General features: G+C 48.9%; 15 protein-coding genes. 4 read left to right on the forward strand and 11 right to left on the reverse strand.

Features of this window, described 5'->3' with window-relative positions:
• Positions 1-17 precede the first annotated feature (17 nt).
• Positions 18-1,790 carry a penicillin-binding protein 2 gene (gene mrdA, locus AC1S5B_RS05700; protein WP_482034718.1) on the reverse strand — a complete coding sequence of 591 codons (1,773 nt, stop codon included), beginning with the start codon at positions 1,788-1,790 and terminating at the stop codon, positions 18-20.
• A gap of 474 nt (positions 1,791-2,264) precedes the next feature.
• Between mrdA and AC1S5B_RS05705 the strand changes: the two genes are divergently transcribed.
• A complete protein-coding gene (locus AC1S5B_RS05705; protein WP_482034719.1) occupies positions 2,265-2,597 on the forward strand; it encodes an STAS domain-containing protein in 333 nt (110 codons plus the stop codon).
• 448 nt (positions 2,598-3,045) lie between these two features.
• Here AC1S5B_RS05705 and AC1S5B_RS05710 read toward each other — a convergent pair whose 3' ends face one another.
• The 5 genes from AC1S5B_RS05710 to AC1S5B_RS05730 all read right to left on the reverse strand — a co-directional run bounded on the left by AC1S5B_RS05710 (position 3,046) and on the right by AC1S5B_RS05730 (position 12,619).
• A complete protein-coding gene (locus AC1S5B_RS05710) occupies positions 3,046-4,251 on the reverse strand; it encodes an RtcB family protein (RefSeq protein WP_482034720.1) in 1,206 nt (401 codons plus the stop codon).
• Positions 4,252-4,333: 82 nt separating this feature from the next.
• Entirely contained in the window at positions 4,334-5,206 is an 873-nt protein-coding gene (locus AC1S5B_RS05715; RefSeq protein ID WP_482034721.1) for a tRNA (5-methylaminomethyl-2-thiouridine)(34)-methyltransferase MnmD, read from the reverse strand.
• Between the two features lie 21 nt (positions 5,207-5,227).
• The gene (locus AC1S5B_RS05720; protein WP_482034722.1) at positions 5,228-7,951 is read right to left on the reverse strand and encodes a GAF domain-containing protein; all 2,724 of its coding nucleotides are present in this window, start codon (positions 7,949-7,951) and stop codon (positions 5,228-5,230) included.
• A 419-nt stretch (positions 7,952-8,370) separates the two neighbouring features.
• Positions 8,371-11,286 (reverse strand): nSTAND1 domain-containing NTPase, encoded by a 2,916-nt coding sequence (locus AC1S5B_RS05725; protein ID WP_482034723.1) that lies wholly within the window; start codon positions 11,284-11,286, stop codon positions 8,371-8,373.
• A 10-nt stretch (positions 11,287-11,296) separates the two neighbouring features.
• Positions 11,297-12,619, reverse strand: a complete 1,323-nt coding sequence (locus AC1S5B_RS05730) for a P-loop NTPase fold protein (RefSeq protein WP_482034724.1) — start codon at positions 12,617-12,619, stop codon at positions 11,297-11,299.
• A 265-nt stretch (positions 12,620-12,884) separates the two neighbouring features.
• Between AC1S5B_RS05730 and AC1S5B_RS05735 the strand changes: the two genes are divergently transcribed.
• Complete coding sequence (locus AC1S5B_RS05735) at positions 12,885-13,511, forward strand: DedA family protein (protein ID WP_482034725.1); 627 nt, start codon at positions 12,885-12,887, stop codon at positions 13,509-13,511.
• 373 nt (positions 13,512-13,884) lie between these two features.
• Positions 13,885-15,513, forward strand: a complete 1,629-nt coding sequence (locus AC1S5B_RS05740) for an ABC transporter ATP-binding protein (RefSeq protein WP_482034726.1) — start codon at positions 13,885-13,887, stop codon at positions 15,511-15,513.
• A gap of 16 nt (positions 15,514-15,529) precedes the next feature.
• Here the strand turns inward: AC1S5B_RS05740 and AC1S5B_RS05745 are convergent, their stop codons facing one another.
• From AC1S5B_RS05745 to AC1S5B_RS05755, 3 genes are all read right to left on the reverse strand, one after another.
• Complete coding sequence (locus tag AC1S5B_RS05745; protein WP_482034727.1) at positions 15,530-17,518, reverse strand: ABC1 kinase family protein; 1,989 nt, start codon at positions 17,516-17,518, stop codon at positions 15,530-15,532.
• A 266-nt stretch (positions 17,519-17,784) separates the two neighbouring features.
• Complete coding sequence (locus AC1S5B_RS05750; protein ID WP_482034728.1) at positions 17,785-19,185, reverse strand: TldD/PmbA family protein; 1,401 nt, start codon at positions 19,183-19,185, stop codon at positions 17,785-17,787.
• Between the two features lie 69 nt (positions 19,186-19,254).
• Positions 19,255-19,563, reverse strand: coding sequence for a hypothetical protein (locus AC1S5B_RS05755; protein ID WP_482034729.1), 309 nt, complete (start codon positions 19,561-19,563; stop codon positions 19,255-19,257).
• 163 nt (positions 19,564-19,726) lie between these two features.
• Between AC1S5B_RS05755 and ligA the strand changes: the two genes are divergently transcribed.
• Entirely contained in the window at positions 19,727-21,775 is a 2,049-nt protein-coding gene (gene ligA, locus AC1S5B_RS05760; protein WP_482034730.1) for an NAD-dependent DNA ligase LigA, read from the forward strand.
• Here ligA and AC1S5B_RS05765 read toward each other — a convergent pair.
• A complete protein-coding gene (locus AC1S5B_RS05765) occupies positions 21,758-22,714 on the reverse strand; it encodes an FTR1 family iron permease (protein WP_482034731.1) in 957 nt (318 codons plus the stop codon). The two genes, ligA and AC1S5B_RS05765, sit on opposite strands and share 18 nt — an antisense overlap.
• Positions 22,715-22,747: 33 nt before the next feature.
• Entirely contained in the window at positions 22,748-23,800 is a 1,053-nt protein-coding gene (locus tag AC1S5B_RS05770; RefSeq protein ID WP_482034732.1) for a ComEA family DNA-binding protein, read from the reverse strand.
• Positions 23,801-23,850 lie beyond the last annotated feature (50 nt).

Genomic DNA, 23,850 nt, shown 5'->3' on the forward strand with positions numbered 1-23,850 from the left:
TTCTTTTTAAACAAACTTTAAGGTTGAACTTTTTTAGCCTTGAAATAGGCTCTGTAAATCTGATGGGCAATGGGAACGGCTGATTCAGCCCCAAAACCACCGTTTTCCACAACGACCGCCACCGCAATTCTAGGATTGTTAAAAGGGGCAAAGCCCGCAAACAAAGCGTTATCCTTCTGCCCCAAAACTTCTGCCGTTCCAGTCTTGCCCGCCGTTGGAGGAATGGAGCCATCACTAAGTTGACGAGCCGTACCCTCAGCCACAACCGCTTTTAAGCCTGCTCGAATCACTGCCAAAGTGCTTGGATTGATCCCTATTTTTTGAGGGCGCATTGATGCAGTTTGGCTTTGGTCTGCCAGTAGATGGGGCTTTACCCGCCACCCTCCATTAGCGATCGCCGCATAAGTTACCGCCAATTCTAAGGGCGTTGCCTGAACTAACCCCTGTCCAATCGACATACTGACCGTATCTCCCCCATACCAAGGTTCTTTAAACAGCTTTTCTTTTTGGGCTGGCGTGGGGATCATGCCATAACCGCCCCCACTCAGCCCGACATTTTTTACATCACCAATGCCAAATTTGTGTCCCCATTTGGCGATCGCTTCAGGACCAGCGGTTAATCCCACCTGGTAAAAAAAAGTATTGCTGCTAAATGCCAACGCATCCCGAAAGCCGATCACTCCTTGGCTTTGCCCATGCTCATGAAATAAATGCCCACCCAAATTAATGGATGGGTAGGTCATTAGCGTAGAATCTGATGAAAATTTACCCGATTGTATTCCTGCAATTGCCGTAACCACCTTGAAGGTACTCCCCGGCGGATATCCTTGAAGTGCCCGATTCAAAAATGGATTTTCCTGACTCTGCAAATGCTGCCAGTCCTGTTTAGAAATACGTCGAGTAAATAGGTTGGGATCAAACGTGGGTCCGCTTGCCAAGGCTAGGACAGCCCCCGTTTTAACATCCAGCACCACTACGGCTCCCCGTCGATTTGCCAACGCCTTTTCAGCCGTTCTCTGTAAGTTCGAGTCTAAAGTCAGCCGAATGGATTGTCCAGAAACAGGAGGTTTTAATCCAAGGCTATTAATTTGTCGTCCTGTGGCATCAACTTCAACCAGTTCTCCACCCCACACCCCTTGAAGCTTGGAGTTTTCTAACCGTTCAATGCCCATTTGCCCCACCAGCATTCCCATGGAATAGTCTGGATGCGCTTTGAGATCTTTTTCGGTCGCCTCGCTGATGTAACCCAGCACATGGGCAGCCAATTGACCACTGGGATAATATCGAGTAGATTCTCCTCGAATTTCTAATCCAGGAAAATAGGTAGATTGTTCTGCAAGGGTAATGAAGGCGCTGAGCGACAAATCACGACTGATTCGCACTGGTAGCGCTGACCGAAATCCAGTTTGCCGCATCTTGTCGAGGATTTCCTCAGATGGGATTTTGAGAATTGGCGCGAGGCGCTTTGCGGTTTCTGCCCAGGCTTCTTTAGACTGCTCGCGTGGTCGGAGATACACAGAGCGTGCTAAACGATTGGCAGCTAACAATACCCCGCTCCGATCCAAGATGTTGCCTCGATCCGCAGGGATGGGCATCAAAGTGATTCGGTTCTGCTCAGCCCGTTCTCGATGTTCTGCCCCCTCAACCAACTGCAATTGAGCTAATCTCACCCCGCAGCCACCCATCACTAAGAAAGCTAAACCCATTAACCCGATCGCCCGATGCGATCGCTGAGTTAATGGCACGTTGATGAAACGGCTTTTCGTAACAAAGGACAATCCAGTAGCCATTACTGCTCTTTACCAAAAATCGCGAATTTATCAGTAGAGACGAGATAGTTTAAACAGCGGCAGCATCAAGCAATATGAAATGCGCCGAAATAGCTAGGCACCGTCTGATTATTCAGTAATCAAGAAATCTGAAAACTACTCACGTCCAGTATGCCCTAAGTAGAAATAGACAAGAGTCTGTCTGAATACGTTTAAGCAATCCTTATTCAATTTCTCCAATTAAAACAAGAATCAGGATATTCAATCCTTTTAGCGTTGCATTAATACTCTCGTTCATCTAACTCGCCTAACTCCATCGCCGAATTATTGATTTGGGTCAGATAAAGATAGGTTTTTGCGATCGCTAGTTGCAAATGTCTTCTGATCTGTTAGCTTGGGCAAAGCTTAGAACAATCTAAGTATTTTACGGAGGAACAAGTCTCGTGCGATATTCCTCCCAACCTTGACCAATCTATAGAGCCTGGAACCTCGACAATGCTCATAAATTCAGAAGTAAAGGTTTTTCAACCCTCTAACATTTTGGATAGTGCTTCAACTGCTAGTCTAAGTCAGGATATTGACAACGCTTTACAGGCTGGAGTCAAGCAAATGCTTATAGACTTACAGGGCGTAACATTTATCGATAGCTCTGGACTCGGTGGATTAGTAAGTTCATTTAAATCAGTTCGCTCATCGGGCGGCTCTCTCTCTCTCTGTTCAATTAATGAACAGCCAAGAATGCTGTTGGAAATTACTGGAATTGATCAAGTATTTGATATTTATGCCAGTCAACAAGAGTTTGCTCAAAGTTTTGCCCCATTAACTTAAGGCTTCAGCGAGTGCAGCTACTACTAAAATCGAGTGCATCCCATGTTTGTAGCCCTCACCCTAAATCCCCCTCCCAGAGCGAGAGAGGGACTTTGAATCTAATTCCCCTTCTCCACGGGGAGAAGGGGGCTAGGGGGCTAGGGCAACCTTGCAAAACTGGGATGCACTCCTAAAATCCAAATCTTTGTTCAAACTTTATGCAGGCTGCTAACCATAGCAGCTTTTTTGCAGTTGCTTTTTTTGCTTTCTATAAAAACATGCCACAGAAAAAAGCTGAGAGAATGGCTGAGAAGCATTAAGTTTTCATGCTGAACCAAGGGCGCTAGCGAAATTAAGCCAAAAATATTCTCAAAATTGATGAGCCAACTTAACAAGGGTATGCGCTTAAAGAAACTCCCCTCTGGAATAAATAAGATTTATCACAAGGGGGAAGTTTCAACAGTTGAATTTAACCTTTGATGCAAACAACCTGTTTTAGAGTTGCCACTACTTCAACTAAATCAGCTTGATTTGCCATGACCTGCTCAATTGGCTTATAGGCTGCTGGAATTTCATCCAAAACCCCTGAGTCCTTGCGGCATTCTACCCCTTCAGTCTGTTGAATCAAGTCATCCAGAGAGTAAACTCCTTTTGCCTTGGTGCGAGACATCAGCCGTCCGGCACCATGTGAACAAGAGCAATAGCTTTCAGCATTCCCCTTTCCTTGGACAATATAGGATTTAGCACCCATGGAGCCAGGAATAATCCCATAGTCTCCTGATTGAGCGCGAACTGCGCCTTTACGGGTGACATAGACTGCTTCGCCATAGTGGGTTTCTTTTTCGGCATAGTTGTGGTGGCAGTTGACTGAGATCAACGGCTTGGTTAGCTTTCCACCTGCCAAATGTTGTTCCACAATGCGCTGAACCCGTGCCATCATCACCTCTCGATTCACACGCGCATAATTTTGTGCCCATTGCAAATCGTGCCAGTAAGCAGCGAATTCAGAAGTTCCTGCTACAAAGTAAGCAAGGTCGGGATCGGGCAGTTTATTGCTGGCTAATTTTGCTAGCTGTTTACCGGTGCTGATATGGCACTGAGCTAACTTGTTGCCAATGTTGCGGGAACCAGAATGCAGCATAATCCAGACTTGATTTTCGGTGTCGAGGCAAATCTCAATAAAGTGATTGCCGCCACCAAGTGATCCCATCTGGCGCATTGCTTTTACTTGCAAATCTTGGATGCCGGAATGCAGTTGTTTGAAGTCTGCCCAATGTTGCCAATTTGAAACGGTTTTTTCAACTTCTTTGTTTTCGTTAAAACCTACTGGAACTACGGCTTCAATGTCCTGACGGATTTTCTTCAGCTTGCCTTCTAGCTGGGTGGCAGTGAAGGGAGTTTTGATGGCGCACATGCCACAGCCAATATCCACCCCCACAGCAGCAGGAATGATGGCATCTTTGGTGGCGATGACGGAGCCAACTAGCGCTCCTTTGCCTAAATGCACGTCGGGCATGAGTGCCACATGCTTAAAGACGAAGGGTAAGGAGGCAACGTTTTTCGCCATTTTGATTTCTTGGGAACCCAGTTCATGGTTTGCCCAAGACAGCACAGGGGCGGATGTGGAGAGTTTTAGGGTTTCGTAGGGCATGGCGATCGCGCCTCCTTGAGGCAAATAATTCTTAACCAGCAGTTCTGGCTATATTACACATACTACATTAATACTACAGAGTCGTCAATCAAGTTTTTAACTGGTTTTAGGGAATATTCCAGCGCCGTCGCCAACGGGAGGTAGATTCTAACTGGGACTGCTGTTGTTCTTGGGTCTGGCGTTGCAAAATGGTCGCCGCTGAGTCGCTGAGGGTGCGATCGCGGTAGGGAATGGCAGCGCGAGTTTGCAAATGCTCCTGTTCTAGCTGAGATAGGGGATGAAGCGGAGTTTGAAAGCTACCTACTGTGCCGTGAGACCAGTCGTTCGGCTGATGATTGAGTCCTAAGGGTATGGTGCCAATGTTCAAGCCTGCTTCTATCATTGCCGATCGCACGGAGGCAGAGCGGGAATAGGTTGCCAGTTTTCCCGTGGGAGCCAAACAGTGGGCGACTAGGGTGAAAAATTCTACCGTCCACAGTTGCGGACAACGACGGGGCGAGAAGGGGTCAAAGAAGATGGCATCGGCTTGAAAATTAATCGGGTGAAGTTGCTGAATGGTTTGGCGGGCATCGCCGATCAGCAAGGTGGCATTCAGCGCCGCAGTGGTGCAGTGATGCTGTTGGGCGATCGCGGTCAAGATTTCCTGTACTGGGGTTGACCAAGTATCGATCAGAGGGGGGGCGATCGCGGCTTGGGGCACTGTGATATCTAGCTCTAGGGCATAGAGTGTCACATGACACCTAGGGTTCACCGTCCAAATCACTTCTAACGCCGCAGCCGTGTTATATCCCAGCCCATAGCACACATCCAACAGGCAAATGGAGGAGTGTTCCGCTCTAGTTGCCAAATCCGTGGCTTGGGCAAATTTGAGAAATGCCTCCTGCTTCGCACCTAAATGACTGTGAAACGCTTCATTAAACGTTTTAGAGAAGAAGGTAAAAGAGCCATCTTCCGTCAGTTGAGGAATCCATTCACTCAAGGTTGCCCACTTTAAAGTCGCTTACTTCTCGGTCAACGTCCAAGAGCCATCCCAATCGTCCGGCAACGGATCTTGCAGGCATTTTTGGCATCGTTCCAAGTGCAAGCTGGCAGCCTTATTCTGCTTATCTAGGCTGAGAACTTGACCAAACTCCGCCATTGCCAGCGGAAAATCTCGATTCTTAAAGTAATCTCGACCTTTGTGATAGTGGTCAATCAAGCGCCGATGCTCGTCGGTGATGGGGTCGTCTTGGTAGCCAATTAGTTCGTACACTTCAACGGGCTGATCTTTTCCCTTTACCCGGATGTAGTCTAGCTCCCGTGCCCGGATGCGGCTGGCGCAGGGTTTGTAGGTATTACCGCTGATAATAATATCGGTGCCGTAGATTTTGCTGGCGCTTTCCAGGCGAGAGCCGAGGTTTACGCCGTCGCCGATCGCCGTAAACTCCATGCGTTTGCTAGAGCCAATATTGCCGCTAATCACGGTATCTGAGTTGATCCCGATGCCAATCCGAATGATGTCTTGTTTTTTTTCAGTGCGGTTAATGTTAAAGGCAATCAACCGCTGGCGCATTTCTAAGGCAGATTGCACTGCCATCCACTCGTGATCATCTAAAGGCAACGGCGATCCAAATACCGCCATGATGCAATCACCAATGTATTTATCCAGGGTGCCTTTGAAGTTGAAAACAGCCTCTACCATGGACTCAAAGTACTCGTTGAGCATTTCCACCACCTGTTCGGCTTTTAGGTTTTCGGTGAGGTTGGTGTAGCTACGAATGTCGGAAAACAAGACGGAAACCGCTTTGCGATCGCCGCCCATTTTGGCAATATCAGGATTGGCTATTAGCTGCTCAGCTAACTCCTGAGTCATATAGCGATACATGGTGCTTTTCATCCGCATTTCATCGCTAATGTCTTCCATCACCACCAAGATGCCAGAGGCTTTGGTGCTATCTTTGGCATCGGTGATCGTGTTGATGGATAAATTGATGCTATGTTCCTCCTGAGAATCGCCCATCGACTCTAGGGTTTGATCCGGATAATATTGCTCACGACTTTTTTCGTCTTTCGGTTCTAGGGCGTTGCCAATCCACTTGTCAAAGTCGCCTTTTTTAAGACGAATCAGGGATTGAACATGGTTGCCTTCTAGTAAGGTGCCTTCGTTTAAGCCTAATAGTTCTCTGGCGCTTTCGTTGGCGGTGATGATATTGCCGTTTTTGTCGGTGGAAATGACTCCATTGGAGAGCGATCGCAAAATGTCTTTTTGCATTTGCTCTTGTTGCTTCACCGTTTCAAACAGCTTGGCATTTTGTAATGCTACCCCTGCTTGAATATTAAAGGCTTGCATGAACTCTTGATCACTCTGGTTAAAGCTAGCCTTCCAGCGATCGGGTGCTTCGGGGTAATTCACCGGATCATACTCAGGGTAGTCGCCCTGCTTCAGTTTGTTGAGCAGTTGGGTCACGCCAATCAACGCACCATCGGCGTTAAAAACGGGCATACACAGCAAACTGCATGTGCGATAGTCAATTTTAAAATCAGTGTCTTTCGAGGTTTGAGAGTTGGGATGGTTGTACAAATCAAACGGGATCAGCACCGGCTCGCCGGTGGTGGCGACCTGACCCGCAAAACCGGCATCTCTAGGAATTCGTAGTTCCTTCAGTTCGCCGCCAATGGGCACCTTCGTCCATAACTGCTGGCGTTCTTCGTCAATCAGCCACAGAGTGCTGCGATCGGCTTGCATCAGTTCTTTTGCCTGATACATCACGTTTTTCAAGGTTTCTTCTAGATCCAAGCTGCCCTTGCTGAGGGATTTAACAGCATTCATCAGGGCGGAGGCGGCTCGTTGCCGTTGAGTCGCCCGGTAGAAGGAACGAGAGGCTTCAATAATTAGCCGAATGGATGGGGCAAATTCCTCAAAAACTTGCTCATCGTCATCGATAAACCCTTGGCGATCAATTTTTTCTTCTAGGGTGCCGTGCAGATCGAAGTCTGGCTTAAGCTTGTTGAGCAGTTGCACCACCGCGACCAATTTGCCATCTTCATTTAAGAGCGGCAACGCCAGCATTGTGTAAGTGCGGTAGTGATTCTTTTGATCAAATTTTTTGGCAGCTTCAGAGCGGGGATCATCGTAAAAATCGTAGTCAATTTTGACTTTTTCTTTGCTGGTTGCCACTTCTCCAGCGATCCCGACATTGGCAGGAATCCGCAATTCTAAATTGTTGCCCAATTCATCTTTGGCAACGATCGCCCAAAGCTCATGTTTCTCTTCGTCTAGCAAAAAAATGGTAGTGCGATCTGCGTTTAGCAACTCTCCAGTTTTGAGAGTGATAGAGCGCAGCATATCGTCCAAAATGGCATCAAAGCCCTGGGCATCCATCAAATTGTCTAGCAGCGAGAGCGTATTGCTCATCACTTCTAGCTTTTGATGCACGCCAGCCACGGCTTCTTTAAAGCCGTCTTTGGTCAAGGGCGCAAGGTAGGCTTCAAAGCCGCCTTGACGAGTCGCCAAAGCTCCTGCTTGAGGCTGAGCGGTCTGCCCATTTTGAGGAGGTTCTGAGCTAGTTGATGATTCAGCGATCGCGGCAACTGCAATCGTCTCACTGGTAGGCTCGGCACCTATTTGTAGATTTTCCCCAACGATATTTTCCGCTTCAATGGTTACAACCGTCGCTTCAATAGCCAAATCTTGAGCGCTATCCTGCTGGGTTTTCTTCGATAGATGCTTTGGTGAAGTGGTCATATGTTCAGCCGAAGAGGTTGAATATTAAAACAGAGTGATGCGTAGCCTATCGGCTGCGATCGCCAACGATTGCTTATGCCGATCTCGCTAATTTACTGTACCTATGTTTGCAGAATATCAGCTAATTAGCTTTGCTTAAAAATTTTGACATGCTACATCAAAAACAATGATTTTACTCATCATTCATCCTGTCTACCATTATTAAGTCTGATCAAGGGTTTCTTTGTCAGCATTCCCAAATACCAACGAAGCAACTCAGGGAATAGCAACTTTTTGCTTATCTTGCCAGAAATTTTTCTAACTGGAATCACACGAACAGGTGCTAAGAGTCAGGTTTCAGGCGCAGGGTTCAGGTTGCAGAGGACATCCTAGGCAAGTGAGGGGCAATGATTCGGACAGACTGCAACCAATTTTTTAAGCTATTCGAGCGGGTCAATCGGTTCTGGCGGGTTGCTGGCATTCGCAAATAGGTTCAATGTGAGAGCCAGTTCTTGAGTCAAGCTTTGAATCTCCAGACTAATTTGATCCCGCTGTTGCTTCAACATCACAACACTTTTCTCTAAATTTTTCCGTTCATTTCGTTCATTTTCTAACTCTGTTTTTAGAGAAATTACGCTCTCAATCTGCTGATCACGGATAAAGGCGACGAGATAGTCGTGAACGATTTGGTAGCGATCGGCGGGAGAATCAGGAATCAAAAAAATTAGACCAGAACCCACTAGCACCTCTAATACTAAGTCGAGATCAGCCAGATGAGTAATCATGCCCAGATCAATCAGATCGGCTTCTAAGTCGTCGCGGTTTTTGAGTAGGCGAGTCTCTCTTTCGTTGGTCAGCAAAAATAGGATAATCCGGGCGAGTTCTTCGTTTTCAGCGCCGCAATCCTTTACCACATCTTCGAGCGATCGCTGCACTAGCTTTTCCTTGGGTCCCTTCTGTCGATACTTCTCCAGCGTATTAATGTATTCCATTTGCAGTTGGGCACCCACCACCTGAAGTTCGATTGGGCGCACCTCCCCCACCTCTCCCGCCAAATCTTCGACTAACGCATCAATCAGGTCATCGGGTAGATGAAACTGGGCATTGCGAGTCAGATTTTTGATCACCGTTTTAGCATCCTCTGGGGTGAAGTCGCCCAAGGGATAGAGAATTTCTTTGGAAAGGATATCGTTGTCAATCACTTCTAGATTCGTCAGACGTTGGAACTCTAGCAAGTAATGCAGGTAATCTTCCCGCAAAGACAGGATCACTTTAACAAAAGGTAGATTGAGGCAGTCCCGTAGAAATCGGTAAAAGGGGAGACGAGACTGAACGGTTTCATAGGCAAAAAAGAATTCTTCAAACTGATCAAAGATCAAAACGGGTAGACGAAGATTTTTGCCCGTTAGGAAAGAGAGCCGCGAGAGCAGGTCGGGGGAGGAAGATAGATCGGCGGCGGCTGCCTGACTATCTACTGCCTGCTGATAGACCAAAATTTTTTCTAACGTGACCTGCCAGTCGGTGTAGATATCTAAGAAGATCGGGATTGTCACCCGTCCTTCGATCGCGTAGTCCATCAGCACAGGGATCAACCCCGCTTGAACGATGGAGCTTTTGCCCACCCCTGAATTGCCATGAATCACCACCAGCTTATTTCTGGCATAGTTGAGCCGATTAATAATCTGTTTCACATCCTGCTGACGACCTGACGCAGAAATTTCTTGAGCTAACAGCAATTTCTGATCAATTTGCGGCGGCAACGGAAAAGGGGCGATCGCTTGATATTGTTGGGGCTGCAACCGCAACGCTCCCACAAAGGCACGATAGCCATACTGATGTTCCATCAGTTGTCGGGCTTGGCGAGTCCGAAACGCCAACAGATAGTCTCCTTTCGCAAAATAGTAATAGCGCAGTTTTCGCAGAATTTGGATATAAAGCGGCGGGTTACTTTCGGGATGACTGCGATCGCGAGCCGTTTCCAGGTAATAAATAGCCGCCTCTAAATTGCCTAGTTCTTTTTCGGCTCTGGCAAGCAAAAACCAATACCAGCCTGAATGATAACGATGCGCTAAGGTCAGGCTTTGTTCCGAGTGAGGATCAGCAGGATGCCCATCTAGATGAAGCTCCACTTCTGCGGTTTCCAAAATTTCTAAAGCAGCGACTACTTGATCTTTAGCCGATTGCCAATCAGCCCGTTCCAGCGATACCTCTGCCAAAAAACCGTAGTCTCGCGCTAACCGGACGGGATCTTTATAAAGCTTGTGCAGAATCAGTCCTTGTTTTGCCACTTCTTCCAGCGCATCCCATCGCTTCAGCTTTTGCAGCGTTTCTGCTTGAGCGATGATAAATCGGGCGACCAAATCTTGGCGGTTCTCTTCCGCAAACAATAGCAGGCTACGGCGAAAGTAATCGTGTGCTTGCTCACAGGCATTGTAATAAACCGATCGCTGGAGGACGGCATAATAGCGCCACCACCACCCCAAATAGAAGAGAAGGCAAGCAGCCCGTTCGGGGTAGGGAATGGGCAGGAGAGATTGAGGCGAGGAAAGAGGCGGATTATGGACAGGAATGCGGGAGAGCCAAAAGTTGAGGCTGCGTGTGTAGAGACTGTGGGCAGTTTCCATTTCGCTACGGGCGTGGGCATCTTGCCCCAACAGAAAATCTAGGCTGGCTTGCAGGTCTGGCGGGATGGGAAAGTTACTGGAATCAAGATCGGCGATCGCCCATTTTAATTCGGTTTGGCGTAGCAGGTTGTTCGGCGGATCGAGCTTCCAATTGGCTAAAAAAGATTCGTCGCCCAGATCCAAAATGGAACTAAACAGGCGATCGGCATGAATTTTGAGCGATCGCACCAGTTCGGAAATCGGCATTTCAAACCCAATTTCTGCCATTCCTGCCCAACTGTAGAGATCCAAAGCGAGGGACTTTAACTTACGCAATACCTCATCATTCACCCACAGCACAATCGGAAACGAAAACTGCTTACTCAGTTCATTTCGCACCAAGTTCGTTGCCGTCAGCACTTCGTCAAGCTCAACGAGAGATTCCAACCCAAACAGCATGAGGCATTGAGGAATTTTGATTGAGTTTTCGCCCTCACTTTGGGCGATCGCTGCCTGGATCGTGGTGTACAAAGTTTTGGCGGTTTCGGGTAAGTGGAGCGTAGCAATAGAGAGATCAGATTGTTGCTGTAATTGATAAGCAACGCGATCGCGCAGTTGCGTGTAGTTGCAGCGCACCACAATTAGGGCAAATTGGTCTTTTGATAAAGAAATTGCCCGATTCAGCGTCTTCAACGCCTGCTCATTGTGTATCTCAATCTCTTGATCGTGTATCGGGTCAGGTTTCATCAACATCCCTACCGTGTTATGAATTCGCCGCTAGCCAATCTTGATACCGCTTTGTCTCCGTCAAAATTGGGTTGATGCCAAACCAGCCGCCTTGAGCATCGTAATACTCAAACACAAACATGCTGCGAAGCAAAGTCTGATATTCCACTTCGCCTTTAACGCTTTGATTTTTAACCACTTGAAAAATCAAGTTCCATTCATCATCATCGATCGCCCGTGCCAATCCATCTCGTCGTTCTCGGATCACTTGCTCAATGGTGTTTTGTGAAAAGGGCGGATCGCCTTGCTGAATGCAGTTCCAGACTAAGCCGAGCAGATTTCGCACATGACCACCGCTCACCAAGCACAGGCGATCGATCAGGTCTAAACTCTCGAAGATCTGGGGCAAATAATCCAGCCGCTGGGCGATCGCCACCGTGGGAAAAGCCCGCGCCAAAATCATATGCCTCAACAAGTTAACGCCCTTCTCATCTTGACTGCCATTGCGATTTTTTACGGGCACCATGGGCAGCACTTTGGGCGAAATGCCACCACCCATTCGTTGCTTGAGGGTTTCGTTTTCATTAGAAAACACGAGTCCTAAGGGAATGGTATATACGACATGACAGTTGAGCCGGGAGAGTTGGTCGCCGCGATCGATGAATAAATATTCGGGTTGGGTGCGTCCGGTTTGCAGTTGCCGAGCATCTACGCGATCGAGGTTATCAATAATCACCACCAGTCCTTTTTTGCCGCGCCGCTTTAATTCTGCGATCGCGTTGCCAAACAGTTCTTCGTTGATAGATTTCAAAATGCCGTTGGTGCGTGGCTCCATATATTGCCGCAGTTGGCTCCGCAGTTTGGGGCTATCTTTGGTTTTAGCCGTGACTTTGCTGATGCCAACGGAAAATTCCACTCCTGTAATATCGATCGGGGTTTGCAAAATCTCACCCACTTCCGCAAATAGATTAATAAAATAATTAGGCTTGATGCGAATTTGGTTGGCTTCTAGCTTTTCGCTGACCTGATGGGCGATCGCCAGCAAAATATCCGTCACATCCACATCCGACATATCCAAGTCTTCACTAGACTCGAAGTAGACCACAAAAAAATCTTGCGCTTCCAACTCTGCTTTCAGCCGCAATAATTCAGTCGATTTGCCACAGCCCACATGCCCGGTAAATAGCTGACAGGTGCGTTCTTGAGGGAGCAGGTCAATCGTCCGGCGGAGTTCTTGAATTAAGTTCGTGCCCCGCACATCTGAAAAATCAATGTAATATTTGCGATCGCTGGGGTTGGAGTAAGCCAAGGTATGGCTAGGGTTACACGCTTTGAAAAATTGGGCAACATCTAAAGACATGAGGAAACGGGGAGTAGGGACAGTAAGAAGAGTTTTGTTCGCGTAGCGTTGACCTAGGCAATATTCTAAGTTTTGAAGTGAAGCGGTTCTCCCCAAAATTTAGCATTGAGGACTTAAATTTTCCTCCCTCGCTGTGGATCTTGCTTCTTCGCCCTCTCAGTGGACTAGCTTGCCTAAATTTGCCGTAAAGTCGATCGCGTTCTGATGGGCAATTAGCGCAAAAATTGATAGGGTTGTAGCCGACATCTTGAAGGAAACTGAGCTAATGTCTGACGCGATCGCACAGTGGGTAACTGAGACAATGAGTTCAATGGGCTATTTGGGTATTGGGCTACTGATGTTTCTAGAAAATCTGTTTCCGCCCATTCCATCTGAACTGATTATGCCCCTCGCAGGGTTTACAGTCTCTCAAGGCAAAATGGAATTTATTCCAGCCGTTGCTGCTGGAGTGATTGGGACTGTTTTAGGTGCTTATCCCTGGTATTACGCTGGGCGATCGATTAGTGAGGCACGGCTTAAAGTACTGGCTGATCGGCATGGCAAATGGCTGACGCTTTCAGGAAAAGATATTGATAAAGCCAATGAGTGGTTCAATCGACATGGCAACATGGCAGTCTTTCTATGCCGATTAGTGCCCGGAGTGCGAACGCTAATTTCCATCCCGGCTGGTTTGAATGCGATGCCGTTGATTCCCTTCACAATCTACTCCACAATTGGCACGACTCTGTGGGTAACGCTGCTGACCTTTTTAGGTTTTTATCTAGGCAAAAACTACGAAAATGTTGATCAATGGCTGGCACCTGTATCAAAGCTTGTGCTGTTTGGCTTATTGGGTCTATTCGCATTTTGGATTTGGAAACGAAAAAAATCTCAGTCCTCTCGTAACCATTAATCTGGTGGAGAGAGCCATAAGCCGCACAGGTCAAATGCCCATCCTGACTATTCTCCTAATTGCAAACACGGTTATCTGTGCCGTTCTAAGAGATAATGTTGGCTAGCGACTGGGAACAAGTTTGGTCGTCGTTTGTCGTTATACTACTGGGATATTTTTGTGGAACAACTGATTTTCCCGATGTAGACAAGTGGTTATTGCCGATTGTTCTGGCGATCATCTCGATCGCTCCCTCCATTTTCCATTCTTATCAAGAAAGTAAATCTAGCAAACGTTGAACGCTCGCGATCGCTACTGGCAACTTCTTACTTACATTCGCCCCCAGAAAACACTCATCCTCCAAGCTTTGCTTTGCACGATAATGTTCACGGCAATGTGGCCCGTTCTAGCGTGGCTAGCGGGTGAGATGGCAAAACCGATCGCGCTGGGGCAAGTGTCAGCAATTGCAAAACTTGCTGGAATTGCGGCTCTGGCATTTGTGGTACAAAAAATTGCCCAGTATGGGCAAGATACCCTCATGGCGAAAGCTGCTCTGGCAATTGTCTTTCAACTTCGCACTCAAGTTTATTCCCATCTTCAGCGGCTCAGCCTGAGCTACTTTGAAGCGACTCAAAGTGGCGATCTTGCCTACCGGATGACTGAAGATATCGATCGCATCGGCGAAGTAGTGAACAAAGCTTTTCATCAATTTCTGCCGAGCGTCTTACAGTTCATTGTGGTGTTGGGATACATGATTTATCTCAACTGGCAACTGACCATCACAATCCTAATCATTGCGCCAGTTATGGCAATTTTGATTACCTGGTTTGGGGAGCGCATCCGCAAGCTGTCTTACCGGAGTCAAGGGAACGTTTCCAATCTTTCGGCGCTATTGGTGGAGGTGTTTAGCGGAATGCGCTTAGTGCAAGCCTTTGCCGCCGAAGATTATATGTTGGGGCGTTTTAGTCGGGAGGCGGAGCAGAATCGCACTGCCCGCTACAAAACCGAAAAACTAAAAGCAATTCAAGCGCCTATCGTGGGTTCTTTAGAAGCCTTTGCCCTGCTGTTTTTGCTCCTGTTTGGCGGCTGGCAAGTTTCGACTCAAAACATTACTGGCAGCAATTTTGTCAGCTATCTGGCAGCCGTGATTATGCTGATCGATCCGATCGCGCTAGTCACGGGCAACTACAACGAGTTTAAACAAGGCGAAGCTTCCATAGATCGCGTGTTTGAACTGCTCTCCATGCAGCCCACGGTAATCGAAAAGCCTGGTGCCGTCCTGTTGCCGCCCGTGACAGGCAAAGTGGAATATCGCAATGTCAGGTTTGCCTATCAGACTGAGCAGCCTGTTCTGAAACAGCTTAACTTGTTAGCTCTGCCGGGAGAAGCGATCGCATTAGTCGGTCATTCCGGTGCGGGTAAAACCACTTTGGCAAACCTGCTAATGCGCTTCTATGATCCGCAGGATGGGCAAATTTTAGTGGATGGGATCGATATTTGCGATGTTACCTTACGGAGTCTGCGCCGCCAGATTGGTATCGTCCCGCAGGAAACCATTCTGTTCTCTGGCACAATCGCCCAAAACATTGCGTTTGGTCAAAATGACTTAGATCTGGATGCGATTAAAACGGCGGCTAAAATTGCCAATGCCGATCAATTTATTGTGGAATTTCCAGAAGGCTACCAAACCTGGGTGGGGGAACGAGGGGTGAATTTGTCGGGTGGTCAACGCCAACGATTGGCGATCGCCCGTGCTGTGTTGCTTAATCCCCGCATTTTGATTCTGGATGAAGCTACGTCTTCCCTCGACTCAGAATCTGAGGCGCTAGTACAACAGGCTTTGGAACGGTTAATGGATAATCGCACCGTGTTTATTATTGCCCATCGTTTAGCAACCGTCCGCCGTGCCGATCGCATTTTGGTATTGGAACAGGGATGTGTTATGGAATCCGGCACCCACGCGGAGTTGCTCAGCCAAGAAGGACGCTATGCCCGGTTCTACGCCCAACAGTTTCAGGACTAGGTTCGGGCGGCGGCTTCTATCGAGTCGCGGGAGCTAGCTGAGGCTGTTGGGGCGATTGTGTTCCAACTCTTTGCTCCGGCTCATTGGGCAGTAAAAATTCTCGAATCAAACGAGTTAGCGTCCGTTGGGTCAATCCTTCAGCAATCTTCTGCCCCATTTGGCGAGTCTCCGGCTTCACCAAAAGCCGAGGAATCACTGGCAGTAGCATCAGTGGATCAAATCCAGATGTTTCTTGCAAAATGCCCCAAATCCGCTGGATGTGTTCAAAGGTTTTCTGATCCGTGGCGGAAACGGGGGGCGGCGTAACCGCAAACCCTAAGCGTTCACTGACCGTATAAGTGAAGTTGCGAAAAGCGTTGTTGCCTAGAGTATCTAATCCCCGGACAATCACATCTACTAACTGCGATCGAATTAACTCGCCCCGTGGAGAAAAGAGGTATTCAATGCTTTGATCCAGCACCTTGCCCAAATCATAATCACTGCTGTCACGGGCGTTTCTCAGCAGATTTTCTAGGCGATTCCAGCGGAAGCTCTCATCTTTGAATAGTAAATCCCGCAGGGAAGCCCTTAGTTCCGGGGCAGGGTCAGTCAGCAGTCGCTTAGCGACATAAGGATAAGCTTTGCTCAACACCTTGAACTCTGGATCGACGTTAATGGCAATCCCTTCAAGCGTCACGAGCGATCGAATGATCAACGCAAAAAACGCAGGCACCTGAAACGGATAGTCATACATCAAACCCGATAATTTATCCGTAATGGTCTTGATGTTGATTTCCGCGACCGTGGCACCCAACGCATCATTAAACACAAACGCCAAGGCTGGAATAATCGGCGTGAGATCAGTGTCAGCATCTAAAAATCCGAGATTGACATAGTCATTTGCCAACCCTTCAAAGTCGCGATTGACTAAGTGAACGACCGCCTCAATCAACCCATACCGTTGAGTTGGCGTAACTTCGCTCATCATGCCAAAGTCAAGGTAAGCCAACTTGCCATCGGGGGTCGCCAGCAGGTTTCCAGGGTGAGGATCGGCATGGAAAAAGCCATTTTCCAAAAGCTGCCGCAGAGAACACTGAACCCCCACAGAAATCAGGTAGCTGGCATCAATTCCCTGTTCACGAATGGCATCTAGCTGGGTTAGTTTGGTGCCCGTGATCCATTCCATCGTCAAGACCCGCCGTCCGGTGTATTGCCAGTAAATTCGAGGGACGTAGATTTCAGGAATTTTGCCATACAGGTCGGCAAACCGCTCGGCGTTGCGTCCTTCTTGGCTATAGTCCAATTCTTCAAAAATACGGGCGGCAAATTCATCAATAATGGCAACCAGATCGCTGCGGATTTGCTTGACGTTTTTCATTAGAAAGGCAGCAATCCGACGCAGAATATACATATCTAGCGCGATGCTTTCAGACAAGCCAGGACGCTGCACTTTAACGGCAACCTCTTCACCTGTTTTTAACTTGCCTTTATACACTTGACCCAAAGAAGCTGCTGCGATCGGGCTTTCGGTCAGTTCGGCATAAATTTCATGGGGTTGAAAGCCAAGCTCTTCTTGGATGAATTGGTAAGCAAGAGCATTATCAAACGGTGGGAGTTGGTCTTGCAGTTGGGTTAACTCATCTAAATAAATGGGCGGCACCAAATCAGGACGGGTCGAAAGCGCCTGCCCCACTTTAATAAAGGCGGGTCCGAGCTTGGTCAAAATTTCCCTTAGCCGAATTGCCTGTTTGCGCTGCTGAGCTTCGGATGGTGCTTTACGGTTCCACCACCAGGCAACCCCGTAGGTCAGGAATGGTAGAAAAATCTGAATGATTCGGTTGAAAACCTGAAATGGACGCTGAGAGTAGACTGCCGCGATCGCGTCTGCATCATACCGAAGCGCTTTAGCATCCGGCAAGGGCGGCTCAGCCGGTTTAAGCAGCATCCCCTCTGGCAATGGCTCCCCAGTGAAAAACGACGGCTCGGTCAAATTTTCAGATATTTGCAGCGGAGGAGAATAAGTCACGGGTCGTTATGGCTCATGGTGAAGGGGCAGGCAGTATCGCAGAGTAGAAGTTCGTCAACCTTAGAGTCAGAACACCAACCCGCATGTAACGCATTGTAACAAGCAGCCGCCAATAATGTGGAGAGAGTTTACCGTCCCTCACAGAGGAGTTTTCCACAAAGCTAAGGGCAGAGCCGCAAAAGATTTCCTGGATCTTCTACCTTTAACCTAATCGCGATTCCCCCCGAACCTGACACCCGACACCTGACACCTAATACTTACCCCTGTTATTCCATCGCCTCACCGCCCACAACCACATTCCGAATGCGCAAGCTAGGACCTCCGCAGCCCACAGGCAATCCGCTTTGTCCGCCTTTGCCGCAGCCACCCGACTCATCCCAAAAAAAGTCATTGCCGATCGCTTCAATATTTGCCAGGGTTTTGAAAGCATTTCCCGAAAGAGTGACATCGCGTACTGGCTCAGCAATTTTGCCATCCCGAATCATCCACGCTTCGCCAGCCGCAAACGTAAACATTTCGCCGTTCGTCATGCCGCCCAACCAGTTGCAGGCATATACGCCCTCTTGGATGCCGTCAAACAATTCTGCTACGGGAGTTTTGCCCGGTTCAATCCAGGTATTGGTCATGCGAACAATCGGCGGATAGTGATAGTTTAAGCAGCGGGCATTTCCGGTGGGGGCTTCCCCTAGCTTGCCTGCGGTTTCGCGGGAATGTAGCCGTCCGACGAGAACGCCGTTTTCGATTAACTGCGTGGTGGTGGCGGGAGTCCCTTCGTCATCGTAGGCATAGCTGCCACGATGCCCTTCTGGAGCGGCTCCATCAAAAATTTGCAACTCTTTTGGTCCAAACTGCCGACCCAAGCTCATGGTTTCCAGCAGATCGGGATTTTCGTATGCCATGTCTGCTTCGGAGAGGTGACCAAAGGCTTCATGGACAAACAACCCTGTCAAAATTGGGTCGATGACCACCGTATAGGTATTGCCCTTGACGGCGGGTAATGCCAGAGAATCGACTGCTCGTTGAGCGGCGCTGCGGACTTGGACATCCAAGCCGCTGAGATCTTCATAGGCTTTTCGAGATCCGGTGGTTTCGCGCCCAGTTTGCACGCGATCGCCCTTCCGAGCCGTTGCCGCATAGCGCATTTCCATATCCACCCATGATTGTTCCAGCATGGTGCCGTCGGACGTTGCCAAAATAGTGCGTTGAGCGCTGTCACCGTAGCGCACTGAAATAGTAGCAATTTGAGGGCTAACGCTCCGCAAGATTTCGCCATAGTGTTGACACAAAACTTTTTTTTCTGCCAGGGGAACGTGCCGGGGATCGCTGCCCGTTAACGGAAAGAGGCAAATATCTTGAATGGGATTGACCGATGCTAGCAGAGTTTCTTCATCGCCCACTAATCGAGCGGCAGCGATCGCGGTTTCCACTTGTTCTTCAAGGGTCGCCAGCCGATTGAAACTGGCAAAACCCCAGCCTCCCTTGTGGCACGCTCTTACATGTCCCCCAATCGAAATCCCTTCACTCAAGGTTTCAATCTTATTGCCCCGCAGCAAAATATCGGTTCCTTCAGCGGCTTCCAGGCGAATCGCCAAATAATCCACATGGGAACGATACCGAGCAATCAAATCAGCTAATAAATCTTTTGCGTTGGCAGGTAAGGTAGCCATAACGAAATTTGTCCCAAGTGACAGGCTGCATTCATTCTCTAATCAATTGAGACCCGTAGCCCGTCAATTTTAATCTCTGGGTTGGAACGGCTTTTGGATTTCAAAAGAAATGGGGCTGGGTCGCACTGAGGGCTTTTGAGGATTCGCAGGCGAAACTGCTTGATTGGTTTGAGCCGCAGTGACTGGTTTAGCTTGAGAATCGAGTGCTTGATAGTTTAAATGAAGTGGCAGCTTTGAGAGCTTGTCGTAGTTGGAGGCGATCGCCAACAGTGCCCCGCCCAGCACGAAAATCGGCATTGGCAAGGATGCCTGCTGCACCCACTGCCAAAACTCCACTGCCCCAAACAGCAAGATAAAACTGGTTAGCCAAAGCTGCATCGATTAATCCAGTCTAAGTTGTACATATTAACTACCCAGCAGGATAGCGGATCTTGGATGATTTGGGGCGATCGCTCGGAACAATTTGATTGCCGCTTGCTTGCGCCTCGCTAAACTAAGTGGGAGCAGATTTGATTTTTTGTGGATAGGACTTTAGCGATAGATGGATTCCATAGAGCAACCAACCTTACTTGAACCCGCTCCGGCAATTGAGCAGCGCCTTCAAGAACTGCGGCAACTGCTGCAAAATGCCAGCTATGCTTACTACGTGCTGGATGCTCCTGTGCTTGAAGATGCGGTTTACGACACGCTGTATCACGAACTGATCGCCCTAGAAACTCAGTATCCCGCTTTGATCACATCCGACAGCCCGACTCAGCGCGTTGGAGAGCGCCCAGCCAGCCAGTTTACCTCTGTTCGCCACAACATTCCCCTCTACAGCCTGGAAAATGCTTTTGGTAACGAGGATCTGGCAAAGTGGCAAGATCGCTGGCGACGAGTTGCACCCGATATCCCAGATTTTGAGTATGTCTGCGAACTTAAAATTGACGGCTCTTCCCTGGCTCTCACCTATGAAAATGGTGTGTTAGTACGAGGAGCCACTCGCGGCGATGGCATCGCAGGGGAAGAGATTACTCAAAATGTGAAGGCGATTCGCTCGATTCCGCTGAGGCTCAACATGGAAAATCCGCTGCCTATCGTGGAAGTGCGCGGTGAAGCCTTTTTGCCCCTGGAATCCTTTGCCCAAATCAATCAAGAGCGATCGCAGGCAGGAGAAGCCTTGTTTGCCAATCCTCGAAATGCCGCCGCTGGCACGTTACGCCAATTAGATTCTAAGATTGTGGCAAAGCGGAAGCTAGACTTTTTTGCCTATACGTTGCACTTAGAAAAGGGGAACATCCCAACTCCCTCCAGTCAATGGGATGTTCTGCAAACGTTGAAGCAATTAGGTTTCAGGGTGAATCCGGAGGGGGCGCTTTGCTCCAGTCTATCGGAGGTAATTGCGTTTTGCGATCGCTGGTCAATTGAGCGGCGCAACCTGCCCTATATGACCGATGGCGTGGTGGTGAAGCTGAACTCTCTGGCGCTGCAAGCTCAGTTGGGGTTTACTCAAAAGTTTCCCCGCTGGGCGATCGCGCTCAAGTATCCAGCAGAGGAAGCGCCGACGGTGGTGGAAGCCATTAGTGTGAATGTGGGGCGGACTGGAGCCGTCACGCCCCTGGCAGAAATGCGCCCGGTTCTATTGGCGGGAACCACCGTGGCACGGGCAACGTTGCACAATCGCGATCGCGTTGCCGAACTGGATATTCGCGTGGGGGATACGGTGATCATTCGCAAAGCCGGGGAAATTATCCCGGAAGTGGTGCGGGTGCTATATGAACTGCGCCCTGCTGGCACCGAACCGTTTCAAATGCCGACTCACTGCCCGGAATGCAGCCAATCTCTGGTTAAGCCAGAAACCGAAGCCGTGACCCGCTGCATCAATGCTTCCTGTCCAGCGATCGTCCGGGGAGCCGTGGAGCATTGGGCAAGCCGCGATGCCATGGATATTAATGGACTTGGTGAAAAGTGGGTGCTGCAATTTGTGGAGACAGGGTTGGTACACTCCGTCGCAGACTTATATGACATCACCGTTGAACAACTGATGACGTTGGAGCGCATGGGGCAAAAGTCCGCTGAAAAATTGGTCAGCGCGATCGCCGCTTCCAAACAGCAGCCCTGGTCGCGAGTGCTTTATGGCTTAGGCATTCGCCATGTGGGCAGCGTTAACGCCCAAGTGCTAACGCTGCAGTTCACTAGCGTAGAAACTTTGTCTCAAGCCACCACAGACGCGATCGCCTCCGTCTATGGCATTGGCACCGAAATCGCCCAATCCGTTCATCAATGGTTTCAAAACCCCGCCAACCAAGAACAGATTCAACGCCTGCAAACCGCTGGCTTAGAATTTCACTCCCAACTCTTCACTCCCAACTCCTCACTCCCAACTCCCTTCTCTGGCAAAACCTTCGTAATCACCGGCACCCTACCCACTCTCAAACGGGATGAAGCAAAAGCCTTGATTCAAAGCGCAGGCGGGAAAGTCACGGAATCGGTCAGCAAAAAAACGAGTTATGTTGTGGTAGGTGAAGAGGCAGGCTCGAAGCTGAAGAAAGCACAAACCCTCGGCATTACAGTACTCTCAGAAGCAGATCTGCTAGCGCTGCTCAACTGATCCGGCAGATGATGGGGCTGAAGATGGCAACTGCTTTTTAGCGAATGGACTGCGCCCGGATAAGCTTTGAAAGTAGAATCCGCCCACCGCAAACAGGAACAGGACATAGGCGCTCGCCTGCACCAAATAGAGACGCTGAGTATAGCCAAACAACGCGCTGAGAATTGCCCCAGGGAAGCGATCGTCTGGCAACACCAGTCCCAAATCCCACACTTTGGCACCCAAAATGCAAGAATGCACCTTGGTAAAACGCTCATAGTAAAAACACATCGATTCTGAAGATCGACTTTGGCTGGCAAGGGTATTGATCACCGTATCAAAGTGACCCAGCGCTGTCACCACCAGACCCGCCACCACCAGCAACAGCAAAATGCCCATTGCTTTAAAGAACAATCGCAAGTTCAGCTTAATGCCCCATTTGAACAGCAACACTCCAATTGCAGCGGCAGTCCCCAAGCCAGCTAATGCTCCCAGTGCTGGCAAAAATCCTTGTTCAAACTTTGCCAGGACAAAAACCACGGTCTCAAAGCCTTCCCGCAAAACTGCAATGAAGATCAACCAGAAGACTCCTAAAGCCCCCCCCCGCTTCAAGGCACTGGAAACCGAGCCTTCAACTTGGCTTTTCATCGATCGCGCTTGCTGCGTCATCCACACCAGCATCCAACTTAAGAAAACGACTGCGATCAGGCTGAATATGCCTTCTAGAAAAGGTTCTGCGATCGGGCTAGCGGCTCCAAGCACTTTAATCATCCAGCCAAACAGGAACCCAATCAGGGCACTCACTGCGATCCCAGCAATTACGCCCAGATAAACCCAGCGGTTGAGCCGAGTTTGCTTGGCTTTTTTCAGACAGGCAAGCACAATCCCAACCACCAGTGCCGCTTCAACGCCTTCCCGTAAGGTAATCACAAAGGTGGGTAAAACAGAACTAAAATCCATGGCATCCTTTTTTGGCGATAGATGCTTACAGCATCATTTGGCGATCGAAGCTTGCATCACAGGGGCGCTGGTCAGTTCAATTTGCTTTACTTTGGCAGCAACCTGATCCGCCGTTAACACTGGAGTTGCAGGGGGAATCGCAGAGGGCCACGCTTTCCGTAAGCCCGTGAAGGACGTGACGATTTGATCGTTTGCTTTTGAGTCGGCTTTTTCAACTTGATCGGCAATGCTTTCATAGACCGTATCTTGAGCGTAGGCAACAAAGCCACGGGAGTCTTGATATTCAATCGGGGCGCTAATTTTACCGTTGGAGATCGCCGCTGTATATTCAGCCGTTGCCGTTTCTAACAGCCCATTCACCACTTGCAGCGAGAAGTTAGCAGATTGACGTTGAGTTTCGGGCAAAGCCGCGATCGCCTGATCGATCGCCTTCATTGCCTGGTCATACTGAGGTTTGAGTTGAGGATCGTTGGGCTTTGACTTGACCAGATCTTGTAGTTGAGTTAGCACCCCTTTAAAGTCTTCAACCTTTCGCTCTTGAAACTGTTCCTCTAAATCCACATAAATCTCTTCAACCGGATGCCCAATGTGGGGTTCTGCCTGATCGGGTTTTTTCAACGCCAGCAACTCACCCGCCACGATCATGTGTCCCTTCATCAAGGCTAGCTTCGTCATATAGTCCACGTCTTTTGCTTCACCCGTCAACACCACTTCTTCAATGGTGACTTGGTTTTTGATCTGGTCAAACTGCGCTTGACTAATCACTTTCTTGCTAACCAAATCTTCGACGCTGCCATAGGGGCGACTTGCTTGAATTTTGTTGGAGAGGGCAGGCACGCCCAACGCTGCTTCTAACTTGTCGAGTTCTGACAAAATGGCAGTATTGATGTTGATTTTTGGTTTTCCCATCGCCATTGAATCACTCGGCGACATGGCAACGGGGGAAGAGGGAGCCGTTGGTTGATTGGCGGCTGGGGGACTGCACGCTTTAATTCCAATCACGAGTGCGCCAATTGATAGCGCTAAAAAAGCATATCGAATCAAGCGATGAAAAATTCCCATTGCCACGGCTCCTGATAAATTCATGGATGCTCTCGATCAAGCTAGCTTGGTAAAGTCACACAGCAGGCGACGCT

The organism is Leptolyngbya sp. CALU 1928 (genome assembly GCF_056784215.1).